19 protein-coding genes are annotated in these 21479 nt (G+C 75.1%); 11 read left to right on the top strand and 8 right to left on the bottom strand.

All coding sequences use genetic code 11. The annotated features are described in order from the left end of the window. Positions 1–2: 2 nt before the first annotated feature. The 7 genes from WMF33_RS45010 to WMF33_RS44980 all read right to left on the bottom strand — a co-directional run bounded on the left by WMF33_RS45010 (position 3) and on the right by WMF33_RS44980 (position 7008). Positions 3–1208 (bottom strand): exo-beta-N-acetylmuramidase NamZ family protein, encoded by a 1206-nt coding sequence (locus WMF33_RS45010; protein ID WP_437334339.1) that lies wholly within the window; start codon positions 1206–1208, stop codon positions 3–5. Positions 1209–1287: 79 nt separating this feature from the next. Beyond that, positions 1288–2763 (bottom strand): trypsin-like peptidase domain-containing protein, encoded by a 1476-nt coding sequence (locus WMF33_RS45005; RefSeq protein WP_437334338.1) that lies wholly within the window; start codon positions 2761–2763, stop codon positions 1288–1290. A gap of 363 nt (positions 2764–3126) precedes the next feature. Further along, the gene (gene truA, locus WMF33_RS45000) at positions 3127–4044 is read right to left on the bottom strand and encodes a tRNA pseudouridine(38-40) synthase TruA (protein ID WP_437334337.1); all 918 of its coding nucleotides are present in this window, start codon (positions 4042–4044) and stop codon (positions 3127–3129) included. Between the two features lie 21 nt (positions 4045–4065). Continuing rightward, positions 4066–4494, bottom strand: coding sequence for a hypothetical protein (locus WMF33_RS44995; protein WP_437334336.1), 429 nt, complete (start codon positions 4492–4494; stop codon positions 4066–4068). Positions 4495–4504: 10 nt separating this feature from the next. After that, positions 4505–5047, bottom strand: a complete 543-nt coding sequence (locus tag WMF33_RS44990) for an AgmX/PglI C-terminal domain-containing protein (protein WP_061624378.1) — start codon at positions 5045–5047, stop codon at positions 4505–4507. Between the two features lie 250 nt (positions 5048–5297). After that, a complete protein-coding gene (gene rsmD, locus WMF33_RS44985) occupies positions 5298–5843 on the bottom strand; it encodes a 16S rRNA (guanine(966)-N(2))-methyltransferase RsmD (protein ID WP_437334335.1) in 546 nt (181 codons plus the stop codon). 49 nt (positions 5844–5892) lie between these two features. Then, complete coding sequence (locus tag WMF33_RS44980) at positions 5893–7008, bottom strand: PEGA domain-containing protein (protein ID WP_437334334.1); 1116 nt, start codon at positions 7006–7008, stop codon at positions 5893–5895. Positions 7009–7232: 224 nt separating this feature from the next. Here WMF33_RS44980 and WMF33_RS44975 point away from each other — a divergent pair, with 224 nt between their 5' ends. The 4 genes from WMF33_RS44975 (at position 7233) to WMF33_RS44960 (ending at position 10567) form a co-directional block, all read left to right on the top strand. Beyond that, entirely contained in the window at positions 7233–8657 is a 1425-nt protein-coding gene (locus tag WMF33_RS44975; protein ID WP_437334333.1) for a phosphomannomutase/phosphoglucomutase, read from the top strand. After that, the gene (gene prmC, locus WMF33_RS44970) at positions 8654–9538 is read left to right on the top strand and encodes a peptide chain release factor N(5)-glutamine methyltransferase (protein WP_061624382.1); all 885 of its coding nucleotides are present in this window, start codon (positions 8654–8656) and stop codon (positions 9536–9538) included. Before WMF33_RS44975 ends, prmC begins: the two co-directional genes overlap by 4 nt. 190 nt (positions 9539–9728) lie before the next feature. Beyond that, positions 9729–10112, top strand: a complete 384-nt coding sequence (locus WMF33_RS44965; protein ID WP_437334332.1) for a phage holin family protein — start codon at positions 9729–9731, stop codon at positions 10110–10112. Continuing rightward, entirely contained in the window at positions 10109–10567 is a 459-nt protein-coding gene (locus tag WMF33_RS44960) for a hypothetical protein (RefSeq protein ID WP_061624384.1), read from the top strand. Before WMF33_RS44965 ends, WMF33_RS44960 begins: the two co-directional genes overlap by 4 nt. 25 nt (positions 10568–10592) lie before the next feature. Here WMF33_RS44960 and WMF33_RS44955 read toward each other — a convergent pair whose 3' ends face one another. Continuing rightward, on the bottom strand, positions 10593–11402 hold the full coding sequence (locus tag WMF33_RS44955) for a hypothetical protein (RefSeq protein WP_437334331.1): 810 nt from the start codon (positions 11400–11402) through the stop codon (positions 10593–10595). A gap of 480 nt (positions 11403–11882) precedes the next feature. Between WMF33_RS44955 and WMF33_RS44950 the strand changes: the two genes are divergently transcribed. The 7 genes from WMF33_RS44950 to WMF33_RS44920 all read left to right on the top strand — a co-directional run bounded on the left by WMF33_RS44950 (position 11883) and on the right by WMF33_RS44920 (position 21383). Next, positions 11883–14012, top strand: coding sequence for a prolyl oligopeptidase family serine peptidase (locus tag WMF33_RS44950; protein WP_437334330.1), 2130 nt, complete (start codon positions 11883–11885; stop codon positions 14010–14012). A gap of 191 nt (positions 14013–14203) precedes the next feature. Beyond that, entirely contained in the window at positions 14204–15013 is an 810-nt protein-coding gene (locus WMF33_RS44945) for a hypothetical protein (RefSeq protein WP_437334329.1), read from the top strand. Positions 15014–15031: 18 nt separating this feature from the next. Continuing rightward, positions 15032–17647, top strand: a complete 2616-nt coding sequence (locus WMF33_RS44940) for a hypothetical protein (protein ID WP_437334328.1) — start codon at positions 15032–15034, stop codon at positions 17645–17647. 133 nt (positions 17648–17780) lie between these two features. After that, on the top strand, positions 17781–18404 hold the full coding sequence (locus WMF33_RS44935; RefSeq protein WP_437339577.1) for an OmpA family protein: 624 nt from the start codon (positions 17781–17783) through the stop codon (positions 18402–18404). Between the two features lie 425 nt (positions 18405–18829). Beyond that, on the top strand, positions 18830–19711 hold the full coding sequence (locus WMF33_RS44930) for a DUF2894 domain-containing protein (protein ID WP_437334327.1): 882 nt from the start codon (positions 18830–18832) through the stop codon (positions 19709–19711). Positions 19712–19724: 13 nt separating this feature from the next. Then, on the top strand, positions 19725–20168 hold the full coding sequence (locus WMF33_RS44925; protein WP_437334326.1) for a hypothetical protein: 444 nt from the start codon (positions 19725–19727) through the stop codon (positions 20166–20168). 396 nt (positions 20169–20564) lie between these two features. Beyond that, positions 20565–21383, top strand: a complete 819-nt coding sequence (locus WMF33_RS44920) for a Stp1/IreP family PP2C-type Ser/Thr phosphatase (RefSeq protein WP_061628207.1) — start codon at positions 20565–20567, stop codon at positions 21381–21383. Positions 21384–21479 lie beyond the last annotated feature (96 nt).

Here is a 21479-nt window from a genome sequence, read left to right as displayed (position 1 = left end):
GCTCAGCCGGCGGCGGCGAGCGCCGCCTGCGCCTCGCGCATCACCTCGGGCCAGGCCGGATCCGGGCGCGACGCCTCCAGGGCGATCGCCAGCGGATCCTCGCCGGCCTCGATGGCGAGGCGCGCCGCGGCCGACCCGGTGAGCAGATCGAAGGCCGGGATCGTGTCGACGTACTCGTAACGCTCGGTGCGGAACCGGAACTGCTCGGGCTGCTGCCGGTGGGCGAACGCGGTGAGCGCGAGGTAGGTCGCGACCGGACGGAAGGTGCGCGGGTCGGTGACGTGGATCTGAACGCCGCCGCAGGTCTTGCCGGCGTGCTTCTGGAAGGTCGGCCGGAAGGTGAGCGGCCGCGCGATGAACCCGAGCAGCCCCGTGGACGCGAGGCGCGCGGCGAGATCGCGGCCGTCGAGCCAGGGCGCGCCGACGATCTCGAAGGGGCGCGTCGTGCCGCGGCCCTCCGACAGGTTCGTCCCCTCGATCAGGCAGCCGCCCGGGTAGACGAGCGCGGTGTCCGCCGTCGGCATGTTGGGCGAGGGGAGGACGAACGGGCGATCCCACTCGGCGGCGAGCGCCTCGCGGCGGTGCTCCTCGACCGCGACGACCTGCAGCCCGCAGGCGACGTCGCCGAGCGGGATGCCCTCGCGCCGCGCGAAGAGCGCGACCAGCTCGCCCGCCGTGAGCGCGTGGCGGATCGGCACGGGCTCGAGGCCCACGAACGAGAGGAACCCCGGCGCCTGCGTCGCGCCCTCGACGCTCTCCGGCGCGCAGCCGACGGGGTTCGGCCGGTCGAGCAGCACGACGTGCACGCCCGCCGCGTGGGCCGCCCGCAGCGCGAGCAGCGCCGTCCAGACGAACGTGTAGTAGCGCGCGCCGACGTCGGCGAGATCGATGAGGAGCAGGTCGATCTCCGCGAGATCCTCGGCGGAGGGCGAGAGATCCTCGAACCTGTCGCCGTACAGGCTGACGATGCGCGCGCCGGAGCGCGCGTCGACGGCGCTCGTCACGGCCGCCATGTCCTGCGCCTCGCCCCCGTAGCCGTGCTCCGGGCCGAAGTAGAGGCGCGGGCGCACGCCGAGGCGCTCGAGGACGAACGCGATGTGGGTGAGCTCGCGGTCGACGCTCGCCGGGTGCGCGAGGACCCCCAGGCGAGCCGACCGGATGCGCTGGAGCTGCGAGAGATCCGGGAGACGGTCGAGTCCGACGTGCACGGTACCCTGACTACCAAGGCGAGCGCGGGCAGTCCATTTGTCCGCGTCGGATTTTCCGGGGGCGCTGCGCCGGCGCGGGTCAGCGCTTGAGGGCGGCGTAGAACGCCGCGCCCCGGCGCTGCACCCGGACGAGGAGCTCGCCGTCGCGCGCGGCCTCCTCGACCTCGGCGGCGGTGGGCGCGCGGCGGCCGTCGGCCTCCAGGATCACGTCGCCCGGGCGCAGCCCCGCGCGCTCGGCGGGCGAGTCGTCCGCCACGAAGGCCACGCGCGCCAGCGAGCGACCCTCGCCGCGCTCGCCGCGCTCGCCGCGTTCGCCGCGCTCGCCGCGTTCGGCCGGCGCGTCGCGCAGGGTGAGGCCGAGGCCCGTGTGCGGGGCGGGCGCGCGCTGGACCGGCAGCGCCGGCGGCGGCGGCTCGTTGCGCGCGGCGAGCGTCACCCGGGTCTGGTACCGCTGGCCGCCGCGCGCGACCTCGAGCGCGAGCGTCTCGCCGACGTTGTGGTTGAAGAGCTCGCGGATGACGTCCTGCGCGTCGCGCGTCGGCCTGGCCGCGACCGACGTGATCACGTCGCCCGGCTGGAGGTTCGACCTGGCCGCGGGGCCGCTCGGGTTGACGGCGTTGACGAGCGCGCCGGCGCGGGGCGCGTTCGGCATCACCGCCGCGAGCTGGGGCGTGAGATCCTGGAGCCCGACGCCGATCCAGGCGCGCTCGACGCGGCCGTGCCGGAGCAGCTGCTCGGCCACGCGCCGGGCCATGTTCGCCGGCACCGCAAGCCCGATGCCCTGCCCGCGGCTGACGATCATCGTGTTGATGCCGAGCACGCGGCCGTCGAGGTCGACGAGGGGGCCGCCCGAGTTGCCGGGGTTGATGCTCGCGTCGGTCTGGAGGTAGTCCTCGACGTCGTTCACGCCGACGCCGCCGCGCCCCTTGGCGCTGAGCACGCCGGTGGTGACCGTGTGGCCGAGGCCGAAGGGCGAGCCGATCGCGACCACCCAGGCGCCGACGCGGGCGGCGTCGCTGTCGGCGAACGTCGCGGTGGGCAGGTCCTTCGCGTCGATGCGGAGCACGGCGAGATCGGTCGCGGGGTCGCGGCCCGCCACGCGGCCGGCGAACATGCGGCCGTCGCGGAGCCGGACGGTGATCGCGCGGGCGCCGTCGATGACGTGGTTGTTCGTGAGGATGCCGCCGTCGGGGGAGAAGATGACGCCCGAGCCGAGCCCGCGGCGCTGGCCGCCGTCGCGGAACCAGCGCAGCGGCGAGGAGACGTCCTCGCCGACGGCGACCTCGATCTGGACGACCGCGGGGCCGACCTTGTCGGCGACGTCGGCGAACGCCTCGCCGAGGCGGCGCAGATCGGCGGTGCCGGCGGCCGCGGCGGCGCTGGAGGCGGCGGCGCGGGACGGCGCGGGCGAGGGCGCCGCCTTGGGCAGCGCGGAGGGCGCCCGGACGGTGGGCGCCGGCGCCGGCGCTGCGGACGGCTGGGCGCCCGCGAGCGACGGGAGCGAGAGGGCAGGGACGAGCAGGGCGAGGGATGCAGTCAGCCGACGCGAGTTCATGCTTCCTCCAGCGCGTGGGAGAGGGCCTGTCCGCGGTCCGCGGAGCGGGGGGCCCGGCAGCGAGGCAAGAGGTAAGACGGGAAGCGCTCGCGAACGCAACCTCCTGGCGCGCGAAAGCGCGCGGGTCGCGGATTGGGCCGCAGGGGCGCGCCCGTTCGGGCAGCGCGCCGCCTCGGGCTGTGCGCGGGCCCCAGCTCCGCCCGCTAGAAGTCCGGCCAGGGATCCGGGAGAGGGTTCAACGCAAAGGCGCAAAGAGCGCAAAGGCGCAAAAAAACAAATGCATTTTTGCGTCTTTGCGCCTTTGCGTTGAAATCTCTCTCCTCTCGCGAGGCAGATCCCTGGCAGGACTTGTGATCCGCGGTCCTAGGCCCCGGCGCCCGCTTCGGGCCCCGCGCCCGCCTCGTCCGCCGCCGGCGCGGCGTCGTCCGCCGCCGGGGCGCCCTCCGGCGCGGCGTCGTCCGCCGAGGAGCCGTCCGATGGCCCGCTGGGCCAGGGATCCTGGCCGTCGTCGCGCAGGTGGATGTGCTCCAGGTAGAGCCCGTCCGGCGGCGCCGTGATCCCGGCGTCGCGCCGGTCGCGCGACGCGAGCGCGCGGGCGATCGCGCCGGGGGCGAGGTGGCCGCGCGCCACATCCATCAAGGTGCCGACCAGGATGCGCACCATGTTGTGCAGGAACGCGTTCCCCTCGACGTCGATCCGGACGAGGCGCGGATCCGCAGGGTCGAGCGACAGCTCGATGCCGTACAGCGTGCGCACCGTGGTCGTCCGCTCGTCCGCGCTCGTCCGGAACGCCGCGAAGTCGTGGGTGCCCTTCGCGGCGAGCGCCTCGGCGCGCGCCCGGTCGATCGCTTCGTCCGTGAGGCCCTCGACCCGCCACGCGCGCCGGCTGAGGAACGGATCGCGGACCAGATCCCGGAGGATCAGGTAGCGGTAACGCTTGCGGAGGCTCTCGAAGCGGGGCGAGTACCCGACGCGCACGACGGCGGCGCGACGGATCACGATCTCATCGGGCAGGTGGCGCGCGGTCGCGAGGACCCAGCCGCGCGGCGGCAGCGGCGCCGCCGTGTCGAAGGCGACGCGCTGGTCGCGCGCGTGGACGCCCGCGTCGGTGCGGCTCGCGCCGCGGATCTCGCGGATGGCCGGATCGATGGCGCGCAGCGCGCCGAGCAGCTCGCCCGCGACCGTGCGCTGGTCGCGCTGACGGGCGAAGCCCGCGAACGGGCGCCCGTCGTAGGCGACCGAGAGCAGGATCCCCCGCGTGGAAGCGGCGCTCCTCGCCACGGCGCGATGGATGCGCGCGGCCTAGCCGCCGCTCCCCCCGCCGCCGCCCGACCCGCCGGCGCCCGCGCCGCCCGAGCCGCCAGCGCCCCCGCCACCGCCCGCGCCGCCGTCGCCGCCCGAGCCGCCGCTCCCGCCGTCGCCGCCGCTGCCGCCGGAGCCGCTCGCCGACGTCGTGCTGGCCGAGGCGGTCAGGGACGCATACCCCCTGGCGCACGCCTCGTTGACCATGCCCGCCTCGTTCTTGCAGCACTCCGCGGGGGCCGCCCGCTGGCCGTCCACCATGCAGTACGGGAGCTGATGGCACCCGCCGGGGATCGTCACGATCCCGTGCTCGGGGTCGAGGTTGTCGTTGCAGCTCGGGGTGGTCCCCTCCTCGACGCGGCACGCGGCGCTCTGCAGCGCGAGCGCGAGGAGGAGCAGGCTGGCCATCCGGAGGGGGAGCATTCGCATCGGCTGCTTCCTATTGCTTGATGGTGAAGTTGATCGGAACGTTCACCACGACGCATCCGCTCTGCGGCGGAGGCAGTGATTTGCCGCGGAAACGCCCCAGGACGCAAGACGAGATCTCGCCCGACCCCACCGTGTCGTTGAGAATCGAGGCGCTGCACACCGCGCCCGTCGAGGCGACCTGCACGCTCACCGTCAGCTTGCCGGAGACCTCCGAGGTGCGCAGCGCGCGGTTATAACAACCTTGCGCCGAGCGAGCGAGCCCGAGGACGGCGGAGTCGAGCGCGGGCGAGCTGGCGCCGTCGCCGCACTTGGCGGAGCACGGCGATTTGCCGGTCGTCGCCGGGCCCTGCCCCGAAGCGACCTTGCCAGCGTCCACCCCGGCGTCCTCGACCTCTTCGACGGGCGGCGGCGGCGGGGGCGCGAAGAGCGGCGGCGGCTCCGCCGGCTTCGTCTCGGTGCGGGCAGCGGCGGTGGGTGCCGCGGGCGGCGCCTCCGGCTCCGGGCGCAGCTTCCAGTAGAGCAGGCCCGCCGTGAGCGCGGCGAGGACGACCATTCCTGCGATGTAAATCCCAGAATTGCTAGATTTTCCAGGAATCTGCTGGGACGACGGGGGCATCGATGCGGACACGTTGAGAAGTCCTCCCGGAGAGGCGCGCGGGGCCGGCCGCGTCGGCGGGCCCTGTGCGCCGGAGCCGAGACGCGGGCGCGCCCGGCGGGGGCGAGTCTACAAGGGTGGCCAGGGAAGCGCGCCAGGAAACTGGATGCGCCCCGGATGAACATGTTGGCTCCACGCGGACGGCCGTTCAGCGCGCGTAGAACGACACCGCGGTGTCACCGTAGGTGCGGACCGCGGCGCAGGTGAGCCCGGCGATCTCCGGGGAAGGATCGCGGCGCGCGTGCTCGAGGACGAGGCGCCCGGCCGGGGCGAGCAACCCGAGCGGCCCGGCGAGGCGCGCGGCCGCGGCGGCGGCCTTGGTCAGGGCGGCGTACGGCGGATCGAGCAGCGCGAGATCGAAGGGGCCCTCGTCGGCGAGCAGGTCGAGCGCGCGCTCGACCGGGAGCGGGACGACGCGCGCCGCGTCCGCGAGGTCGAGCGCGGCGAGGTTCTCGCGGAGCGTGGCGAGCGCGGGCCGGCCGCTCTCGACGAAGATCGCGCGCCGGGCGCCGCGCGAGAGCGCCTCGATGCCGAGCGCGCCGGTGCCGGCGTAGAGGTCGCAGACGAGCGCGCCGGTGACGTCGCCGAGCGAGGAGAAGAGCGCCTCGCGCACGCGGTCCGCCGTCGGCCGCGTGCCCTCGCCGCGCGGCGCGGCGAGCCGCCGCCCGCCGAGCCGGCCGGCGATCACCCGCATGATCGTCGCCCCTCCCCGGGCTCCCGGCGCGCGGAACGGGCGGCGCGGCTCACCAGCGGTAGGTCAGGTCGAGGCCGCCCGCGCCGAGGCCGACGCTGGGCTGCACGGTCCAGCCGGTGCGCTCCCCGCTCCGGCTGTCGCTCGTCACGAGCAGGTAGGCGCCGAGGCCCGCGGAGACCACGGCCAGCGGGTAGAAGACGTACTGGAGCCCCATGAACGTGTCCGTCTTCTCGCAGAGCCGGATGCCCGCGTCGGCCGTCCTCGCGTCGGCGGTGATGTCGCCCCGGACGGCCTCGCGCTGCTCGGGCGCGCACACGTCGTCGACCTCGGTGGTGAACAGCGCCCGGTAGGCCTTGTACTGCGGGTCGCTCTGGATGCTGGCGACCTGGACGGAGCTGATGACGGCGACGGTCCCGAACGCCGCCCCCGCGCCGAGGCCGATGAACCCGCCGATCCGCTTCCAGTTGGACTGCGACGGCTCGGCGGGCATCTGGCTGAGCGCGAGGTCGGTCGTGTTCACGGGCACGACCACGACCGACGCCTCGGAGTCGAGGAACCCGGCCGATTTCACGCGCACCCGGTGCGGCCCGGCCGTGACCGGGAAGGTCCCCTCGCCGTTCTGCACGTTGCCGGCCGGCTTCCCGTCGATGAGCACGCTCGCCTGCGCGGCGCCCGTCCTCACGCGGAGCGACCCCATCGGCGGTCCGCCGGTCAGCGACGCGATCGCGTCCGCCGCGATCTTCCGGAGCGGCTCGTCGTTGGCCTCGGTGAGGTTCGCGCTGTACTTCACCGGGACGCTCGAGGTCGGCTTGCCGCGGGTCCAGAGGTTCAGCGAGCCCTCCACGTTGGTGTCGCTCTTGCGGAGCACGCCCCAGAGGTAGCGGTCGCTCCTGATGTGGTCGGCGATGCGCGTCTGGCAGCCCTCGTCGGGCACATCGGGGCACTGCAGCGAGAGCGTCAGGACCTCGAGCGAGAAATCCCCCTCGCCGACCGACCACCCCCGGGCTTCCTTGATCGCGGAGCGGAGCGCCTGGGTCAGCGCGCCCGCCTGGTCGTACGCGTCGTCGGTCCGGATGGCGACGACCGTGATCGGCAGGGCGGCGGGCGACGGCTCCGCCGCCCGCGCGACCTCGCTGCAGGCGAGGCAGGCGGAGAGGGCCAGCATGGCAGCGAGACCGGTTCTCTGTACGCGCGTCATGATGCGGTGCTGGGCTCCACGGGGCCCAACTTACCCGGCCGGCGGCCAGGAACGCAATCTGGTGGGCCGGCGAGCCGGAGGCCCGCGCCGCGGCGAGCGTTTTTCGTTTCACCCACGATCGCGCCGTGTCAGAGCATCCTCCGCGCCGGCCCCCGCTGCAGCGCGTCGCCGAGCGTTCCTCCGCGTGGTCTATGAAGGTCCCCCGAACCATCTTCCGCGAGTACGACATCCGCGGCGACGCCGAGCGCGACCTCTCGAGCGAGCTCGCCCGTGAGCTCGGCGCCGCCTTCGCCCTGCTGCTCCGCCGCGAGCTCGCCGCCGGGGCGCCGTCCGGCGGCGCCCGCCCGCGGGTCGCGGTCTGCCGGGACGGCCGCCTCTCGAGCGAGCGGCTGTTCTCCGCGCTGACGGAGGGCCTGCTCGCGGGCGGCGCCGACGTGACCTCGGCCGGCGTCGGGCCGACGCCGCTGCTCTACTTCGCCGCGCACCACCTCCACGCCGACGGCGCGATCATGATCACCGCGAGCCACAACCCGGCGCCGGACAACGGGTTCAAGCTCATGCGCGGCAAGGCGTCGTTCTTCGGCAAGCAGATCCAGGCGCTCGCCGATCTCATCGAGGAGGGCGCAGCGCGCGCGCCGGGGGCCGCGGCGGCGAGGGGCGCGCTCACCGAGGTCGACCTCGCGGCCGACTACATCGAGGCGGTGCGCGCCGCGGCCCGCCTGTCGCGCACCGACGTGCGCTTCGTGGTCGACGCCGGCAACGGCGCGGCCGGCCCGCTCGGCGTCCGCACGCTCAACGCGCTCGGCTTCTCGCCGGACGCGCTCTTCTGCGACATCGACGGCCGGTTCCCGAACCACCACCCGGACCCGACCGTGCCCGAGAACCTCGAGGCGCTCCGCGCCCGCGTGCTCTCGACCGGCGCCGCGCTCGGCATCGCGTGGGACGGCGACGGCGACCGGATCGGCGTCGTCGACGAGCGCGGCGAGGTGATCTGGGGGGACAAGCTGCTGCTCCTGTTCGCGCGGTCGCTCCTCGCGGAGCGCCCCGGCTCGGCCGTGCTCGGGGAGGTGAAGTGCTCCGAGACGCTCTACGCGGACGTTGCCGCGCGCGGCGGGCGCCCCATCCTCTGGAAGACGGGCCATTCGCTCATCAAGACCAAGATGAAAGAGGAGGGCGCCCTGCTCGCGGGCGAGATGAGCGGGCACATGTTCTTCGCCGACCGGTGGTTCGGGTTCGACGACGCGGTCTACGCGTCGGTCCGCCTGCTCGAGATCGTGGCCCGGGCGCAGCGGCCGCTCGGCGAGCTGCTCGCGGACGTGCCGCAGACCTTCGCCACCCCCGAGATCCGGGTCGACTGCCCCGACGCCGTGAAGTTCGAGGTCGTGCGCCGCGTGACCGAGCACTTCCGCCGCGTCCGTCCGGTCGTGGACATCGACGGCGCGCGCATCGACTTCGGCGGCGGGGCCTGGGGCCTCTGCCGCGCTTCGAACACCGGTCCGATCCTCGTGCTGCGCTTCGAGGCCCGTTCGGTCGCCGATCGCGACGCGATCCGCGCCGAGGTCGAGGCCGTCGTCTCCGCCGCCGTCCGCGACGCCGTCGCCGCCCCGCTGCCGTGACAAAGCCCGACGTCGAGCCGCAGAACGAGCCCTGGACGATCCGCCGCGTGATCACGTGGGCCTCGGGCGATCTGAGGAAGCGCGGCGCGTCCTCGGCGCGCCTCGACGCCGAGCTCCTGCTCGGCAAGGTGCTGGGCATCGATCGCGTCGGGCTGCTCATCGACGCCGAGCGGCCGCTCGACAGGGCCGAGCTCGCCGCCTACCGGGAGCTGCACCAGCGCCGCCGCGCCGGCGAGCCGGTCGCCTACCTGCTCGGTGTGCGGGAGTTCTACGGCCGCCCGTTCCGCGTCGATCCGCGCGTGCTCATCCCGCGCCCCGACACCGAGATCCTCGTCGAGGTCGGCCTCGCCCGGACGAGGCGCCTCGCGCTCTCCGCGCGCGTGCTCGATCTGTGCACCGGCTCCGGCTGCGTCGCGGTGAGCCTCGCCTGCGAGCGGCCCACCAGCCGCGTCCTCGGCATCGACATCTCGGACGGCGCGCTCGCCGTCGCCCGCGAGAACGCGCTCCGCCTCGGCGCCGTCAACGCGGGGTTTTTGCGCTCGGATCTCTTCGCCGGCGTGCCGTCCGGCCTCCGCTTCGACCTGATCACCGCGAACCCGCCGTACATCCCGGACCAGGACGTGGCCGCGCTGCAGATCGACATCCGCGGCTACGAGCCGCACCTCGCGCTCGCGGGGGGCGCGGACGGGCTCGCCTTCACGCGCCCCATCGTCGCGGCCGCGCCGGCGCGGCTCGCCGGCGGCGGGGTGCTGGCGGTGGAGGTCGAGGCGGGCAAGGCGGGCGAGGTCGCCGAGCTCTTCGCGGCGGCGGGGTTCGTCGACGTCGCGAGGCACCTCGACTACGGCGGCCACGAGCGCGTCGTCTCCGGCGTCCTGCCCTGATCGCCCGCCGCGCCGGGCGGACGCGGGCCGGCGGCCGCGCAGCGCGCGCGCGCCTGCGCGAGGATGGGGCTGGCGTGCCGTATGCACCGCGTGGCGCGGTCGGAGGCGGGGGCTCCGCGGCGAACCGTGCGCTGGCGGCTGCCTGCTCCGCTCCCGAGCGCGTTCATCCTGTGAGGCGGAGAGGTGTCCCATGAGGCAGGTGGATCCCAGGCCCGAGAGCTCGACGGCCGATCTCGTGAAGGAGGCGATCGCCGAGGCCAGGGAGCTGATAGAGGTCGAGGTCGCGCTGGCGCGCGACGAGATCAACCAGGAGATCTCGCGGGCGAAGACGTCGGGCGTCGCGCTCGGCGCGGCGGCGGCCGCGGCGCTGCTCGGGGTGGCGCTGGTGCTCGTCGCGATCGCGCTGGCGATCTCGCCGGGGCCGCTTCCGGCGCTGCTGATCGGGCTCGCGCTCATCGTGCTCTCGGTCGTGGTGGGCGTCGTCGGCTACGGGCGCGCGCCGAGGAGGCCGCTCGAGCGGACGCGCGGCCGCCTCGGGTCGGACGTGCGGCTGGTGCGGGAGCGCGTCGTATGAAGGGGCTGAACGGTCAGCGGGAGGAGTTCGAGCGGAAGGCGGACGAGCTGCGCGACCGGCTGCTGCACACGATCGAGGCGATCGATCGGCGGCGCCACGCGCTCCTCGACGTGAAGACCCAGGTGCGCCGGCACGGCCCCGGGGTGGCGGCCGGAGGGCTGGTGCTCGCGATCCTGGGCGGGGCGGCGGTGATCGCGCTGGTCCGGGGGGCGCGGGCGCGCGACGAGCGGCTGCGGGGCGAGCGCGTCCGCGCGCTCGTGCGCTCGTGGCAGCACCCGGACTGGGTGGCGGCGCGCGGGAAGCCGAGCGTGCCGCGCGAGATCGGGCGGAAGATCCTGGTGGGGGCGCTGTCTTTCGCGGCGATGCAGCTCATCCGGCGCGGGATCCGGCTCACGCTGGCGCCGCCCAGGCGGGAGGCGCTGGTGCGGCGGCGGGCGCCGGAGCTGCAGGCGTAGACCACGAGATCAGGGCCCGAGCGCGTCAGGGCCCGGTATAGAGGGCAGTGCGCCAGCCCAGGTAGAACCCTGGCTGGCGGACGGACGTGCTCCAGGTGTAATCCGCGTAGAGCCACGGGCCCATCGACACCTTCCAGAGCCGGATCCCCTCGTAGAACACGCCGCCGCCGATGCGGGCGGGGAGCGCGCCGTCGATGACGTCGGCGTCGCTGCCGTCCGGCGTCGTGTAGGCCACGCCGGTGCCGGCATCGACGATGACACCCACCTCTCGCCAGCGCTCCCCGAGCGAGAAGAGCGGGAATACCTCGGTGTGGAACATGACCCCGCCCGCCAGGGCGCCATGATCCGCGGCGCTCAGGCCGTGCCCACCGAACGCGAGGCCGAACGTGAGCCAGTCCGCGAGCACCCCGCCGAGCCAGACATAACCGCCGCCGCCGATGCCGACGCCGGTCTCGGTGTAGTAGCGTTCGTATCCTATCTTCTGAACATCGTTGGGGAATCCGGCGGCGCTGCCGAGCGTGAGGCCCCCCGCGATCCCGGCGGCGAACCCGCTGCGCCGCACCGCCTTCCTGGGCGCGAACAGCGGGTCCACGGTGGGCGCATCCTCGGCAAGCCGCGGGGCCGTGTCGGGTTGCCGATCCGCGCCGCCGGGGTCGGGGACCGCATTCCCCGGCGGCGGCGCGGCCGCGGCGGCGGTGCCGGCGTCCCTCGCGGGCGGCGGGCTCTCCGCGCCCCCGGGCGCCGCCTCCTGCGCCGACGCGGTGGAATGGAGCAGGCCGAGGCCGAGGAGCGCCGGCAGCGCGGCCGCACGCCGCAGGGGGAGGGACGTCGCCATGGGCTCCCTTTCCTATACGATGACGGGGGCCTCCGGCATCGCAATCCGATGGCCTTTCCCGATCGGCGCGCCGCCCGACGCCAGCGCGGGCGCGCCCGGGCCGCGCTCTCTCGTCGTGGGCGCGCGGGCCGTCGGCGCGCGTCGGCGCGCGATTGCCGCAGCATCCAGCCCTGCGACGGACCGCATGTCGGGACAGAACGAGAAGCGTGCTTGAAGCGAGTCCATCGGAGATCCGGTTCGCCGGATGACCTGCCGGCGGCGCGCGGCGGCGCTCGCCGGGGGCCGTCGCGGCCGTCGCGGCCGTCGCGGCCGTCGCGCGAGGAGCGCTCGATCCTCGAGCGCGCGCGGCGAACTCGCCTGCCCCCGTCGCCTGGGGCACGGTATGCTCGCCGTCCCATGAAGGCCTCTCCCTGCCTGCTCCTCACGGCGCTCCTCGCTGGCGCCTGCGGAGGTGCCAAGGCACATCGAACGGGTCCCACCATGATCGCAAGCTCCTCTCCGCCCCCCGCAGCGGCCAGCGCCGCGCCGACGCCCGCCGATCCTCACCGCCCCGCGTACCCGACCACCCGCGCCGTTCCGGTGAAAGACGCCGTCCAGGGAGTCGAGATCACCGACCCGTACCGCTGGCTCGAGGACGGCGGCGCGCCGGAAGTGAAGGAGTGGATGCAGGCTCAGGACGCGTTCACCCGCGCCGAGCTCGCGCGGCTCCCCGAGCGGGACGCGATCGCGTCGAGGCTCAAGCAGCTCTTCTACATCGATGCGGTGTCCGCGCCGCGCCACCGCAAGGGGCGGTATTTCCTGAGCCGGAGGCACGCGACGAAAGAGAAGTCGATCGTCTACTGGAAGGAAGGAAAGAGCGGCGAGGAGCGCCCGCTGCTCGACCCGAACAGCTGGTCTGACGACGGCAGCGTGTCGCTCGGCGGGTGGGAGGTGTCGTGGGACGGCAAGAACGTCGCCTACAAGGTCCAGAAGAACAACTCGGATGAAGCGACCCTCCATGTGATGGATGTCGCGTCCGGCAAGCGCTCCGAGGTGGACGTCATCGAAGGGGGCAAATACGCGTACGCGTCGTGGACGCCCTCCGGCGACGGCTTCTACTACGTCTGGCTCCCGACCGACCCGTCGATCCCGGTCGCCGATCGGCCCGGCTACGCGGAGGTGCGGTTCCACCGGCTCGGCCAGGATCCGAAGCAGGATCGCGTGGTGCGCGGCAGGACGGGCGATCCGAAGACCTTCCTCGGCGCGCTCGTGTCCAAGGACGGCCGCTTCCTGGTGCTCACCGTCGCCCACGGGTGGACCTCGACCGACGTCTACTTTCGCGATCTCCGCAGGCCGGGCGGTCAGGCCGTGGACAAGCCGCTCGCCGTGGGGCGCGACGCGCACTACAGCGTCGAGGTCTACAAGGATCGGTTCTACGTCCACACCGACGAGGGCGCGCCGCATTACCGCCTCTTCGAGGTCGACCCGGACAGGCCCGAGCGCGCCGCGTGGAAGGAGATCGTCCCGGAGCGCCCCGACGCCATCCTGGACAGCGTCTCCATCCTGGGTGGGCACCTCGCGCTGAGCTACCTCAAGGACGCCTCGAGCCGGGTCGAGGTGCGCACGCTCGACGGCAAGCTCGTCCGCGAGGTCCCGCTGCCCGGCATCGGCACCGTGGGCGGCCCGTCCGGGCTGCCCGACGAGGACGAGGCGTATTTCTCGTTCGAGTCCTTCACCTCACCCCAGGCGATCCACGCGACCTCGATCAAGACGGGCCGGACCGAGCTCTACACGCGCATCGAGGTGCCGGTCGACCCGTCGCCGTTCACCGTCGAGCAGACCTTCTTCCCGTCCAAGGACGGCACGAAGATCTCGATGTTCATCGTCCGCCGCAAGGACATGAAGAAGGACGGGAGCTCCCGCGCGCTGCTCTACGGCTATGGCGGGTTCCAGATGTCGCAGACCCCGGCGTTCACCGCCTCAATCTACCCGTGGCTCGAGCGGGGCGGGGTGTACGCGCTGGCCAACCTGCGCGGGGGCGGCGAGTACGGCGAGGCGTGGCACCGGGACGGGATGCTGCTCAAGAAGCAGAACGTCTTCGACGACTTCATCGCCGCGGCAGAGCACCTGGTCCGCGAGGGATACACGCGCCCCGAGCGGCTCGCCATCCAGGGCGGCTCGAACGGCGGTCTGCTCGTCGGCGCCGCGCTCACCCAGCGGCCGGAGCTGTTCGGGGCCGTCCTCTGCGGCGTCCCCCTGCTCGACATGGTGCGATACCACCTGTTCGGCTCCGGCAAGACGTGGATCAGCGAGTATGGGTCCGCCGACGATCCAGCGCAGTTCAAGGCGCTCTACGCCTACTCCCCGTATCACCACGTCAAGCCGGGGACGAGGTATCCGGCCGTCCTCCTGCTGTCGGCCGACAGCGACGATCGGGTCGATCCGATGCACGCGCGCAAGTTCGCCGCCGCGCTCCAGGCGGCGAGCGCGGGCGGCCCGGTCCTGCTGCGCATCGAGCGGAACGCCGGCCACGGCGGCGCGGACCTCATCAAGGCAGCCGTCGCGAAGGGCGCCGACCAGCTCTCCTTCGCGCTGTGGGCCACGAACGGGCAGGCGCCGACCAACAGGTGAGCGGCGCAAGGCGCGAGGGAGACAGGCGCGGCGGGAGCGAGGGACGGCGGGAGCGAGGGACGGCGGGCGCGGGGCGCGCAGGCGCGGGGCGGGGCGCGACGGACAGGCTTGCGGCTCCGCGCCGCGACGGCTAACAACGCGCGGCCGTGCGAATGCTTCACCCCGGAGCCGGGTCCTCGCGGCCCGGGCCTTTGATCTCGCGTCCCCTCGCGGCCGCCGCCTCGGCGCTGGCGGACGGGACGCGCGCGCCGCTCGCCGAGCTCTCCGATCCGGCGGCGGTCCTCGCCGGGCTCATGGATCTGCACGGGAGCGTCGCGCTCGCGCGCGAGCTCTCGCTCCTCGACCGGCCCGCCGCCCCGCCGCCCGCGGCGGCCCCCGGCGCGCGGGCCGAGGTCCGCGCGCTCGCCGCGGACCGCCTCGGCGAGCTCGCGGCGGCGCTCGACCACGTGTTCGCCACCCCGTTCCACCGGCGGAACAAGCTGCCCGACGCGGCGGCCGTGCTCGCGACGCTGGAGCAGACCGGGGTGCTGGCCGCGCGCGCCGCCCGCGAGCGCGGCGGGCGCCCGCTCGCGTCCGCGGCCGGCCAGCTCTGGGAGCCGTTCGGCGAGCTCGCGAGCCGCCTCCTCGGCCGCATCCGGCTCGAGACGCGCTCGCTGCGCGAGGAGCTCGCGCCGTCGCTGCGGGCGCTCGGCCCGGACGCGGCGCGGCTCGAGCGGCTCGACGCCGCGATCGCCTCCGCCACCCAGAAGCGGCGCGAGCGCGCCCTCGCGGAGCTCGTCCCCGGGCTGGCGCGCGCCTTCGCGCGGGGCCTGCGCGCGGCCGTCGGCACGCTGCCGGAGGCCGTCGACGTCGAGCACGTCGCGGCCTGGTTCGCGCAGGACGAGTGGCTCCGGCGGGAGCTCCAGCGGATGGAGCTCGTGGTCCAGGCGGTGCTCGCGCACGAGGCGGGCCGGCTCCTTTCGCTGGTTGACGGGGCTGCGGCGGCGGGCGCGCCGGCGTAGCCCGCGAGGGGCTTCACGATGCGGCTCGCGACGGCGCGGCAGTGGACGACGCGGCTCCTGGTCCTCCTCACCGGGGGCATCGGCCTCGCTTTGGTGGCGCGGGCGGCGGTCGTCTACCGCGGGACGGACCCGCTCGCGTACCGCCTCGTGCAGCTGATCGCGCTCGGGCTGGCGTTCGGCACGCTCGAGCTGTTCGCGCGCGCGGGGCGGGTCGCCCGGATCGAGCGCGAGCTCGCCGCGCTGCCGCGGCCGGCGACGCGTGCCTCGATCGAGCAGAGCAGCGCGCCGCTGCGCGCGCTGCTCGAGGCGCGGATCGCTGGCGCGGCGCTGCCTCCGGCCGGCGCGACGTTCGCGTCGTACCTCGTCGGGCTGCTCGTGATGATCGGGCTGCTCGGCACGTTCCTCGGCCTGTTCGAGACGCTGCGGGGGGCGCGCGAGGCGCTGACGCTGAGCGCCGACGTCGACGCGCTCCGGGAGAGCCTGGCCGCGCCGATGCAGGGCCTGTCGCGCGCGTTCGGCACCTCGGCGGCGGGCGTGTCGGCGTCGGCGATGCTGGGGCTCGCCGCGGTGCTCGTGCGACGCGCCGAGGCGGGGGCCGCGGCCGCGCTCCACGCCTACGCGGCGGGCCCGCTCGCGGCGCTGACGGTGGCGGGGCGGCAGCTCGCGGCGCTGGAGGCGCTCGCGCGGCAGGGCGAGGCGCTCCCCGCCGCGGCGGCGTCGCTGCGCGAGGCGACCTCCCGGCTCGAGCGCCTCGAGGAGCGGCTCGTGGCCGTGCAGGTCGAGGGCGCGCGCCAGGCCGCCGCCTCGTTCGCGGCGGCCGCGGCCGAGATCCGCGGCGACATCGCGGCGGGCCTCCGGCAGACCGCCGACGTGGCGGCCGGCGTGGTGAAGCCCCTCCTGGCCGAGGCGGTGGAGCGCGCCGGCGCGGCCGCGGGCGGTGCGCTGCAGGCGGTCGAGCGGCGCCTCGACGAGGAGTCGCGCGCGCGGCGGGAGGCGGACGCCGCGTCGTCGGCGCGGCTGGAAGGTCAGGCGGAGCGGCTGGCCGGGGTGGTGGGGGAGGCGATAGAGCGGCTGGAGCGGGAGCAGGCGGCGCGCGCGGCGGAGGCTGCGGCGAGGCAGGCGGAGCAGGACGCGGCGCGTGCGGCGCACCTGACGGCGCTGGGGGAGGCGCTGTCGGGCCCGCTGACGGAGGCTGCGCGAGCGGCGCAGGCGGCGCCGGAGGCTGCGGCGCGGCTGATCGCGGAGGCGTCGGAGCGGCTGTCGGCGCGGGCGGAGGCGGACGCGGCGCGGGACGTGCGGCTGGACGCGCTGCTGGAGAAGCTGTCGGAGGCGACGGCGGCGATGGCGGGCAGCGCGCGGGAGCAGGCGGGGCGGGTGGCAGCGCTGGCGGACGCGGCGGAGCGGAGCGCGGCGGAGCGGGAGGAGCGGGCGGAGGCGCGGGTGGCGGCGCTGGGGGAGGCGGCGCGTGCGCTGCTGGAGGAGCAGGCGGCGCGGCTGCTGTCGTTCGAGGAGCGGCTGGAGGGGGCGCGGCGGGAGGCGGCCGACGGGCTGGCCGAGCGGCTCAGCGCCCACGCCCGCGGGCTCGGCGAGCGGCTGGAGCGGATGGAGGAGGGGGTCGCGTCGCGGCTGGGGCAGCTGGAGGAGGGGGTCGCGTCGCGGCTGGAGCGGATGGAGGAGGGCGCGGCGAAGCGCCTGGAGCGGCTGGACCGGGAGGTCGCGGTGCGCCGGCGCGAGCTCGAGACCGAGTCGTCGGCGCGGCTGGAAGGTCAGGCGGAGCGGCTGGCCGGGGTGGTGGGGGAGGCGATAGAGCGGCTGGAGCGGGAGCAGGCGGCGCGCGCGGCGGAGGCTGCGGCGCGGCAGGCGGAGCAGGACGCGGCGCGTGCGGCGCACCTGACGGCGCTGGGGGAGGCGCTGTCGGGCCCGCTGACGGAGGCTGCGCGAGCGGCGCAGGCGGCGCCGGAGGCTGCGGCGCGGCTGATCGCGGAGGCGTCGGAGCGGCTGTCGGCGCGGGCGGAGGCGGACGCGGCGCGGGACGTGCGGCTGGACGCGCTGCTGGAGAAGCTGTCGGAGGCGACGGCGGCGATGGCGGGCAGCGCGCGGGAGCAGGCGGGGCGGGTGGCGGCGCTGGCGGAGGCGGCGGAGCGGAGCGCGGCGGAGCGGGAGGAGCGGGCGGAGGCGCGGGTGGCGGCGCTGGGGGAGGCGGCGCGTGCGCTGCTGGAGGAGCAGGCGGCGCGGCTGCTGTCGTTCGAGGAGCGGCTGGAGGGGGCGCGGCGGGAGGCGGCCGACGGGCTGGCCGAGCGGCTCAGCGCCCACGCCCGCGGGCTCGGCGAGAGCCTCGAGGCGACCGCGGCGGTGGTGCGCGAGGCATCGGAGCTCGTGCGCGCCGGCGGCGCCGAGATGACGGCGGTGGCCGAGATGTTCACCGTCGCGGTCGACCGTTACCGCGACGCCAGCGATCGATGGCTGAACAGCCTCGGCGCGATCGAGGACGCGATCGAGCGCCGTGAGCACGGGGAGGCGACGGACCTCCTCGGCGCCTACCTCGACCAGACCCGCGAGGTCTTCGATCACTCGCTGCAATTTCAGCGCGAGCTGTTCTCGGAGCTGCGGGCGCTGAGGAGCAGGACGAGCTGATGCGCCGCTCCTCGCCTCCGTCGGCGCCCGGCACCTCGCGCCCCGAGGTCGTCTGCTTCTTCGTGGAGCGCCGCGAGGGCGCGCCGCCGGTATCAGCGGCGCCCGTCGCGAGGAGAGCACGGCCGTGTCCCTGATGCCGGCCGAGGACGAGGCGCCCGAGCAGGCCGCGGTGTGGCCGGTCTTCGGCGACCTCATGGCCTGCCTCTTCGGCCTGTTCGTGCTCTTTTTCGTGTGGGCGATCTCCTTCCAGGTCGATCTGACCCGCGATCTCGCCGCCGAGCGCGCCACCCGCGCGGCGGAGCGCGCACGCCTGGAGGCGCTCGAGCGCGCGCTGGCCGGACCGCTCGCCGAGGGGAGGATCACGCTGACGGAGGGGCGCATCGGGATCCGTGGGAGCATCCTGTTCGAGCTGAACTCGGCCGAGCTTCAGCCGGAGGGGATCGCGCTGCTCCGCGCTCTGGCCGATCCGCTGACGGCGTACCTCGAGCATCATGACGAGCTGATCATGGTGAGCGGCTTCACGGACGACCGGCCTCTCACGAGCTCGTCCCGCGGCTATGCCGACAACTGGGAGCTCTCGGCGCAGCGCGCGCTCACGGTGACGCGCGCGCTCGCCACGGCGGGCGTTCCCGAGACGGCGCTGTTCGCGGCCGGCTTCGGCGAGCGGCACCCGGTGGCGCCCAACGATACCAGCGAGAACCGGGCGAAGAACCGTCGCGTGGAGATCTCGCCCATTCCACGGCGGAGCGCGCCCTGATGGCGTCCACGTCGGATTTTTCTCCGGCGGTGGTGGAGTCCGAGGACCGCCAGCGGCGTCTTCAATCCCAACCCCGGTCGGTCGACGGGTGTGAGCCTCAACCTCGGTCGGGGCGCCGCCAACCGCAGCCACGTCCACCGCAACCCCGGTCGGCCGCGGCGGCTCAACCCGGGTCGGCCGCGGCGGCGGCTCAACCCGGGTCGGCCGCGGCGGCGCAACCCGGGTCGGCCGCGGCGGCGCAACCCGGGTCGGCCGTGGCGGTTCAACCCGGGTCGGCCGCGGTGGCTCAACCCGGGTCGGCCGTGGTGCCTCAACCCCGGTCGGCCGCGGCGGCTCAACCTGGGTCGGCCGCGGCGGCTCAACCTGGGTCGGCCGCGGCGGCTCAACCTGGGTCGGCCGCGGCGGCTCAACCTGGGTCGGCCGCGGTGGCTCAACCCCGGTCGGCCGCCGCCCCCCAACCCGGCCCTCCCGCCGCCGCGCGCCTCGGCGCCCTCCGCGCCGCCGGCGCCGCCCGCTTCGATCCAGCCGGCTACCGCTTCATCGAGGCGCTCCTCGAGCGCGCCCGCGCCCTCGACGGCGCCGCCCGCGCGCGCCTCGACGCCCGCGCCTCGGCGCGGCTCACCGCCTTCGAGGCCGCCTTCCACCGCGCCCGCGCCGACGCCGAGGCCCAGCTCCGCGCCCTCGCCGACGCCGGCATCCCCGACGACGGCGCGCTCGCCGCGGCGCTCTCGCTCGGCGACCTCCCCGCCGTCGCCAGGGCCGCGCGCCGCCGCCTCCGCGCGCTCGCCGCCGAGCGGCAGACGACCGCCGTGCCCTCGCTCGCGCGCCTCCGCGGCGAGATCGCCGCGCGCGACGTGCGCCTGCCCGAGCCGCTCGCGCGCGATCTCGCCGAGCTCCCGTGCGACGGCGATGTCGTCGAGCGCCGGGTGAAGCGGCAAGCCCAGGCGCTCAGCAACGCCCTCTCCACGGCGCTGTTCCACGAGTCGCTGGTGAGCGCCCGCGCGACGCTCGCCGTCGCCCGCGCCGCCGACAACGTGCCCGAGGACGCCGGCCCCTACAACGCCCAGGTGCTCGCCGCCCGGGCGCTCTGCGCCGCCGAGCGCCTGTCCGCGCACTACCTGCGCGCGCTCGTGGCCAGCCTCCAGGACCTCGGCGCCCTCTCCGCCGCGCTCGAGCCGCAGCCCGCCAAGCCCACCAAGCCCGCCCGAAAGAAGGCCGCCCCGCGGACCGCCGGCGACGCCGCCCCGCGCCGCGGGTCCGGCCGGTCCGTCCGAAAAAAAGAATCCCTTTTTCGCGGATCGCGTTAGGTAAGAAGTCGCCATGCCCCGCTCGCCAGGCCGACTGCTCGCCGCCCTCGCGCTCTCCCTGCTCGCCGCCTCCTGCTCCTCCGCGCCCGAAAAGGCGCCGAGCGGGCCGGCGACGCCGCCCCTCAAACAGTGCGGCACCGAGGTCGTCAAGCACGCCAACGGCTACAACGGCGCGGCGCGCGAGTGCATCTGGCAAGCGTACAAGAAGCGCGAGCCGTCCGAGTTCACGACCACGCGGTACACCATCGAAGGCGACCCCGTCACCTACCGCCTCGAGGTCACGCTCACCGGCGTCGTGGTCGTCGTCGACAGCAAGGATCGCTACGCCCTCCAGGGCGTCTTCCGCCACACCTGCCGCAACCTCGAGCGCATCATGCAGGAGGGCTCCGAGGACCGGTTCGGCTTCGCGCTCAGCGCGTGCTCCGGCGGCGGCGCCGAGCGGCTCGCGGTCCCGTGACGCGCCCGCCGCGCGCGGGCAGGCGAAACGCGCCGCTCGGCCCGGCAGCCCGCTGGCCCGGCGCGGCCCTGCCCGCCCCGCGGCAGCCGCGCCGCGGCAGCGCCAGACGTTGGAAACGGAACGCCGACGCGCGCGCCGCGCGAGGCGCCGCCGACCCCCGCGCGGACAGCCGCGGGCGGGCGCCGCCCGAGGCCCGATCTGGTGGACGCGACCGATCCTTGCCGCGTAGGCTCGCTCGAAGCAGTTGAAGCGGGCAGCCACATGAGCAGACGATGCGTTCTGTGTCGCGCGATCGGTTCGATCCAGGCGCCGGAAGGGCGCGGATGACGGAGGATGCGCGCCCGTCGTTCGGCAGTTCGGCAAGGCGCGCCTGCGAGCGCGCCGGAGGGGAGCGCCGTGCAGCGTCACCTCGTTTTTGAAGCCGCCGGGATCACCCATCCTGGCATGGTCCGGGACACGAACGAGGACAGCTTCGCGATCCTCGAGTCGCGGGGGCTGTTCCTCGTGGCCGACGGCATGGGGGGGCGCGCCGCCGGGGAGGTCGCCTCGCGGATGGCGATCGACACCGTGCGCGATTTCTTCGACGATCCGGACTCCACCTGGCCTGTCGCGGTCAGCGTGGGGCCGCCCACGACGCGGGGCTCCGAGGCCCGCTACGTCGATCAGGGGCTCCCGCTGCTCGTCGCGGGCATCCAGCTCGCGAACGGCCGCATCTTCTCCGCGGCGCGGCGCGACCGGGAGAAGCGCGGCATGGGCACCACCTTCGCCGCCGCGCTCGCGCGCGACGGCTTCATCGCCATCGCCCACGTCGGCGACAGCCGCGTCTACCGCCTCCGCGATCACCGCCTCGAGCAGCTCACCCGCGACCACTCGCTGGTCAACGAGTGCATCCGGCTCGGCCACCTCCTCCCCGAGCAGGCCAGCTCGTTCCCGCTCCAGCACGTGATCACCCGCGCGCTCGGCACCGACGAGGCGGTCGAGGTGGAGACGCGCATCGACGCCGTCGAGAGCGGCGACGTCCTGCTGCTCTGCTCGGACGGCCTGTCGGGCGTGGTGCCGGCGCAAGATATCGCAAGTATTTTGGGGGAGCGCGCCGACCTCGCCGAGATCACCATGCGGCTCGTCAAGCGCGCCAATGAGAACGGCGGCCCCGATAACGTCACCTGCGTTGTCGTGCGCTGGCGCGCCGCTCCAGGCGGCCCGGCCAGGCGCTGAGCTGCGCGCCTCCCTGACATGTGGCGCAGCGCGCATTGCGCGTTCCTTGCCTGTTTTTCCATAGAACATCGAGTGCCGGACAGCGCGTCACCGTGT

Source organism: Sorangium sp. So ce394 (assembly GCF_051474665.1).
GTDB classification, from domain to species: Bacteria; Myxococcota_A; Polyangia; order Polyangiales; family Polyangiaceae; genus Sorangium; species Sorangium cellulosum_D.
This window is presented reverse-complemented; position numbering and strand designations above follow the sequence as displayed.

Coding starts and splice junctions, on each gene's coding strand:
- WMF33_RS45005 (WP_437334338.1), bottom strand. CDS start 2,763: ATGAACTCGCGTCGGCTGACTGCATCCCTCGCCCTGCTCGTCCCTGCC.
- WMF33_RS44995 (WP_437334336.1), bottom strand. CDS start 4,494: ATGCGAATGCTCCCCCTCCGGATGGCCAGCCTGCTCCTCCTCGCGCTC.
- WMF33_RS44990 (WP_061624378.1), bottom strand. CDS start 5,047: ATGGTCGTCCTCGCCGCGCTCACGGCGGGCCTGCTCTACTGGAAGCTG.
- rsmD (WP_437334335.1), bottom strand. CDS start 5,843: ATGCGGGTGATCGCCGGCCGGCTCGGCGGGCGGCGGCTCGCCGCGCCG.
- WMF33_RS44980 (WP_437334334.1), bottom strand. CDS start 7,008: ATGCTGGCCCTCTCCGCCTGCCTCGCCTGCAGCGAGGTCGCGCGGGCG.
- WMF33_RS44975 (WP_437334333.1), top strand. CDS start 7,233: ATGAAGGTCCCCCGAACCATCTTCCGCGAGTACGACATCCGCGGCGAC.
- WMF33_RS44965 (WP_437334332.1), top strand. CDS start 9,729: ATGAGGCAGGTGGATCCCAGGCCCGAGAGCTCGACGGCCGATCTCGTG.
- WMF33_RS44960 (WP_061624384.1), top strand. CDS start 10,109: ATGAAGGGGCTGAACGGTCAGCGGGAGGAGTTCGAGCGGAAGGCGGAC.
- WMF33_RS44955 (WP_437334331.1), bottom strand. CDS start 11,402: ATGGCGACGTCCCTCCCCCTGCGGCGTGCGGCCGCGCTGCCGGCGCTC.
- WMF33_RS44950 (WP_437334330.1), top strand. CDS start 11,883: ATGATCGCAAGCTCCTCTCCGCCCCCCGCAGCGGCCAGCGCCGCGCCG.
- WMF33_RS44940 (WP_437334328.1), top strand. CDS start 15,032: ATGCGGCTCGCGACGGCGCGGCAGTGGACGACGCGGCTCCTGGTCCTC.
- WMF33_RS44935 (WP_437339577.1), top strand. CDS start 17,781: ATGCCGGCCGAGGACGAGGCGCCCGAGCAGGCCGCGGTGTGGCCGGTC.
- WMF33_RS44925 (WP_437334326.1), top strand. CDS start 19,725: ATGCCCCGCTCGCCAGGCCGACTGCTCGCCGCCCTCGCGCTCTCCCTG.